Origin of the sequence: Accumulibacter sp. (assembly GCF_029255285.1) — a bacterium.
Lineage (GTDB): Bacteria > Pseudomonadota > Gammaproteobacteria > Burkholderiales > Rhodocyclaceae > Accumulibacter.
This window is the reverse complement of the sequence record NZ_JAPUVI010000060.1, coordinates 1-4647: the sequence shown is the minus strand read 5'-3', so window position 1 is coordinate 4647 and position 4647 is coordinate 1. Positions and strand designations below refer to the sequence as shown.

4 protein-coding genes and 1 pseudogene are annotated in these 4647 nt (G+C 66.5%); 2 read left to right on the top strand and 3 right to left on the bottom strand.

Annotation, left to right across the window (positions count from 1 at the left end; genetic code table 11):
* Positions 1-79 precede the first annotated feature (79 nt).
* On the bottom strand, positions 80-1021 hold the full coding sequence (locus tag Q1M07_RS07975) for a reverse transcriptase domain-containing protein (RefSeq protein ID WP_300452808.1): 942 nt from the start codon (positions 1019-1021) through the stop codon (positions 80-82).
* Positions 1022-1048: 27 nt separating this feature from the next.
* Here Q1M07_RS07975 and avd point away from each other — a divergent pair, with 27 nt between their 5' ends.
* Entirely contained in the window at positions 1049-1456 is a 408-nt protein-coding gene (gene avd, locus Q1M07_RS07970; RefSeq protein WP_300452806.1) for a diversity-generating retroelement protein Avd, read from the top strand.
* A gap of 41 nt (positions 1457-1497) precedes the next feature.
* Positions 1498-1779, top strand: a complete 282-nt coding sequence (locus tag Q1M07_RS07965; protein WP_300452810.1) for a hypothetical protein — start codon at positions 1498-1500, stop codon at positions 1777-1779.
* A gap of 14 nt (positions 1780-1793) precedes the next feature.
* On the opposite strand, the pseudogene Q1M07_RS07960 reads toward Q1M07_RS07965, so the two are convergent.
* A pseudogene (locus Q1M07_RS07960) lies at positions 1794-1898 on the bottom strand (hypothetical protein); the annotation flags it as partial.
* Positions 1899-1995: 97 nt separating this feature from the next.
* Positions 1996-4647, bottom strand: a 2652-nt coding sequence (locus tag Q1M07_RS07955; protein WP_300452805.1) for an SUMF1/EgtB/PvdO family nonheme iron enzyme, incomplete at its 5' end; no start/stop codon positions are given.

The window sequence follows — 4647 nt, the reverse complement described above, 5'->3', positions numbered from 1 at the left end:
GCGCTTTCATCGGGGTGGCGGTCAGGAATTCTTCCAGAATTGAAGAGACCGTGATGCTACCGACCAGGCAGGATTCGGTTCAACCCCAATTTTTACCAGTCAAGCAGGCTTGCCGGAAGGACACGGTGAAGTTGACCGCATTGCGCCGCTTGAGCCGGCGGTGCGTCGGATACACCACGAAACCCAGCCAGGGGATGCCGCAAGACGTCGGCAGCACCTGGGCCTGGGCCGCGTGGATCGTCAGCCGCTCGCGCGCCAGGCGGGCGACGACGGCGTCCTTCCACGCCCACAGCTCGGCCTTGGAATCGCCGAACAGGGCGAAATCGTCGACGTAGCGCAGGTACGCGCCGCAGCCCAGCTCGCGCCGGACGAACCAGTCGAAGTCATTCAAATAGACATTCGACCAAAACTGGCTGGTCAGGTTGCCGATGGGCAAGCCGCGCGGGCGGCAGGCGGCGAGCAGGTCATCGCCGGGAAAGTAAACCATCGTGTACTCGTCGGCCAGCACGCCGGCACCGCTTTCGAGGATGCGGTCGATCAGCCAGCGCACCTCTTCGTCGTCGATCCGGCAAGCGAGCTTGGCGCGCAGGATCGCATGATCCAGGGACGGAAAGTGCTGGACGACGTCGCCGCGCAGCACGTAGCGATAGCGCCGCGCCCAACGCTGAAGCCGATCCACCGCCCGGTGCGTGCCTTTACCGGCGCGGTTGGCGTAGCTGTGCGCGCAGAAGCCCGCCTCGAAGATCGGCTCGATCAGATTGCACAGCGCGTGGTGTACCACGCGGTCGCGAAACGGCGCGGCGCTGATCTTGCGCCGCTTCGGCTCGTGGATGAAGAAGTGGCGATACGCGCCGGGGCGATAGGTCTTCGCGCGCAGTTCGGCTTGCAGCGCGAGCAGGCGGTCGGCGACCCGATGGTCGAAGGCGGCCGCGCTGCGCTTGCCGCGCTTGCCGCGCGCGGCCAAATGATAGGCCCGCCACAGATTGTCCCAGTTGGTGATCGCGTCGAACAGCGCACCCATTCGCTTCTCCAGCCGAGCCTTCCCGCCATGCCCGATGCCAAAAAAGACTTGGTCATCTTCACCCGGACCTACGACCTGCTGACCTGGCTGCTGCCGCGGTGCGAGCGGTTTCCCAAGAGTCAGCGCTTCGTCGTCACGCAACGCTTGCAAGGAGCGGCGCTGGATTTTCAAGAGGCGATCTTCGAAGCCAACGCTCGCGGTGGCGCCCGGCGCCTGGAGCATTTGCAAGCTGCCGACGCGCACCTGAACAAGCTGCGGCTGTACCTGCGTCTCGCCCGGCAGTGGGACTGGCTGAGCGACGGCCAGTACGAGCACGCGAGCCGCTTGGTCGCTGGCGTGGGCAAGCTGCTGGGCGGTTGGCTCAAGCAGACCCAGGCCACCGTCGCCGTCGAATCCGCCGGGAGCGGCCGCGCCGGTCAGGCTGGCGCGGATTGACGGCGGGTGGGGCGGGCCACGGCGGGCGCGGCGGCCTGGCCGTGACCCGGTTTTTCTATGCGCCCGGCGCGGGCGACGCCCCGGTGATCGCCCTGCCTCGCGGCACGCGCGCGGACCAGACCGGTCTGGCGCTGTTCTTCTTCCTTCGCCTCGGCGGACCCACCCGCTGGCGCGGATCGGCCCGCATTGCTGGAACGAACCGGGATGGGTATCTCGGCTCACCGTTCCGCCTGGATGACGGAACCAGAAGAAGGGACGGAAGAACGTGGGTCGGCCGCAACACCACCCGAAAACCGTTGTTGTCGTTGCGGTTGTCGGGGTGAATCCTGTTACGGTAGGCGCAGCGCGCGTCATCGCGATTGTTGTTCCACGAGCCGCCGCGCAGGACTTTTCCAGACCGCCTGGCCGGGTGTCGCCACCCAGCGATAGGATCATAATGCAAAAAACCGCGCCGCGCGCGGCGGGGGAAGTCTCCCCCGCACCCCCTCCAGAGGTCGAGAAATCGGAGTACCAGAGTCCAGAGTCACCGGAGGCCGGAGCTACGAAACAGGGGGCGGCCGCAACACCACCCGAAAACCGCTGTGCTCGAAGCGGGGGTCGGGGTGAATCCTGAAACGGTAGGCGCAGCGCGCGCCATCGCGATTGAGGTACCACGAGCCGCCGCGCAGGACCCGGATAATCTTGTCCTCGGCGGCCAAATCCTCGCGCTTCGCGTCGTTCGGATCGTAGGGATACCCGAACGTGGGCTTTTCCCAGTCCGTGCCCCACAGGCTGCGTGTCCATTCCCAGACATTGCCGACCAGGTCGTACAGACCGAAACCGTTGGCCGGGAAGCAGCCGACCGTCGAGGTGTCGCCGATCTCGGACTCACCGCCATTGGCGCGATTCGGGTCGGGTTCGTCGCCCCACGAAAAGACGGCATCCCGTAGCCCACCTCGCGCCGCCTTCTCCCATTCCAGCTCGCTGGGCAAGGTGACCCGCCACCCGCTTTCGCGTACCCGGCGAGCCATCTCGTTACCCTCGAATGCCGGCGAGTGGGCGAGTTGGTCGTTCAGCCAGTCGCCATAGGCCAGTGCCTCGTGCCAACTGACCCAGCGCACCGGCCGGTTGTTCGGGTCGCTTAAGGCATCGGCGTCGCCGATCTTGAAGGCCGTGGCTTCGACGAAGGTCCTGAATTGGGCGACGGTGACCGGATAGCGCGCAATGTAGAACTCGGGGGTCGGGGTGAGCGCGTCGTTGATTTCATTGTCGTCCACTTCGTAGTCGATGATCTTCGCAACCCGCTTCGCATCGGTTTTTCGCGTGCCGATCTTGAAGTTCGGGTCAGCGGAAACGCGCTCGAAGCCGAGCCGGTCATCCGCCGGCAAATAGAGGTGTTTCGGGTCGAAGCGCGGATCGCCGAGCGCCGCCAGCACGTCGCCTGCCTGCGCGCGCTGCCGGGCGGGCATGCCGCCGTCTTGGGGATGCACTGGCAGCGACGCCGCCAGCCAGTCGGCGACCCGTTCGGCGATCCGGCGGGTACGATCGCGTTTGTTGATCGCGCCCAGCCCGATTTCCAAGAGCTGTAACCCGGCCAGCAGGGCACAGCTCCAGTCCATCTCGTCGGGCGATCGCCGGGCGCGGAACTCGGCGATCGAGGCGCCGCCGATCAGTTCGTCGGCGGCGCTGGCGCCGCGCTCGGTCTTGGCCAGTCGCGCCGCCAGCGGCAACACCACCTGCCAGTGTCCGGGCGCGGCGCGGGCCAGTCGGGCGCATTCGGCTGGAAAGTCGTCTTGAGCGGCCAGATGGCCGGCGGCGAGGAATTCCTGAAAGGTGCGATGCGGGAACGTGAACTGCCGCTCGCCGTCCTTCTCGCCCTGGCCGATCAACAGGCCGGCGCGCTTTTCGATGTAGTCGACCACCACGTCGGCCTTGTCCTTGCTGCGGTTCAGCAACGGACAAAAGGCGCGCGCCAGCCGATCCTCGCCGATGTCCGCCGTGCCTTCCCGACCGACGTTGTTCTGGTGGACCTTGAAGGCCAGCTCTTCCAGCACTTCTCGCAGATCCGAAAGCTTCAGGCCCGGTATGTCCAACGCATCGAGCAGCGCCTTGTCGGCGCCGATTTGCCGGTTCCAGCGCAGTATCAGCAAATCCACCGATTCGTGGTACAGGTCGGCCCGGTCGTCCGGCAACCGGCCTCGATTGGCGTGCAGCGTCACCATCAGCGTGAGCAGCAGCGGGTTGCGGGCCAGCGGTTGCAGATCGGAACGCCGCCACACGGCTAGAAGATCGGCTTTCTTGCGTTTGGCTTCGCCGGGCGAAAGCCATTGACGGCGGTCGAGGGCGTCGTACCACGCGCCGATGAAGGGTTCGACTTGCGTATCGTTAAGGTCGGCCAGCGCGTACACGCCGCACGCGGGATCGGGACCGTCGGGCCAGGCATACGGCCGCGCGGTCAGCAAGAAGCGACACCGTGGTCCCGCCGAGCGCTCGATCTCCTTGACCGCGTGCAATACCCGTTGCCGGGTCGCGTCGTTGCCGCATTCGTCCAGCCCATCCAGCAGGATCAAGGCGCCGTGATCGCGGGCGAGGCGCTGAACATGGCGCGTCGTATCGGCCGACAGGCCATAGCCGCTCTCGTCCAGGTCGCGGGCGATGAAGGTCCACAGGTCGCCGGCGCGGGCCGGTTGGTCGCCGGCTGGAAGCTGCTCGGCGAAGCGGCGCAAGACGACGCGGATGGGAAACAGCGCGTCGTGCGTCCAATGCGTGCCCAGGTGGGCGAGTTCGGCGTGGTGGCCCCGCCAGACTTGCGCGAGCGCGAGCAGAACGCGGGCGCCAAAGGTGCTCTTGCCGCTGCCGGCCTTGCCCAGCACGGTGAGTTCGCGATGGGTGGCCAGCGCTTCGAGGGACGAAACCGGCCGCGTTTTGTGCGAGGCTTCCCCTTCGCCGCGTTCGGAGCGCCGGTCGCGGACCAACCAGTCCGTCAAGCTCGCTTCCGCCGGGATATGCAGCGTGGTATTGAGGGGCACGTAGACGTCGGCCAGTTGCAGCGGCTCCCGATCCGTCTGTTTGGCGGCCCCATCGACTTCGCCCAGCTTCAAGCCGGTGAGATCGGCGATCAGCGCGTCCAGGTAGTGGGCGACGACCGACTGGGCCTCGTCGGGGTCCTCGCCGACGCGAACCGTCCCCGCGACGATCTGGACGAAATCACG

Coding starts and splice junctions, on each gene's coding strand:
- Q1M07_RS07975 (WP_300452808.1), bottom strand. CDS start 1,021: ATGGGTGCGCTGTTCGACGCGATCACCAACTGGGACAATCTGTGGCGG.
- avd (WP_300452806.1), top strand. CDS start 1,049: ATGCCCGATGCCAAAAAAGACTTGGTCATCTTCACCCGGACCTACGAC.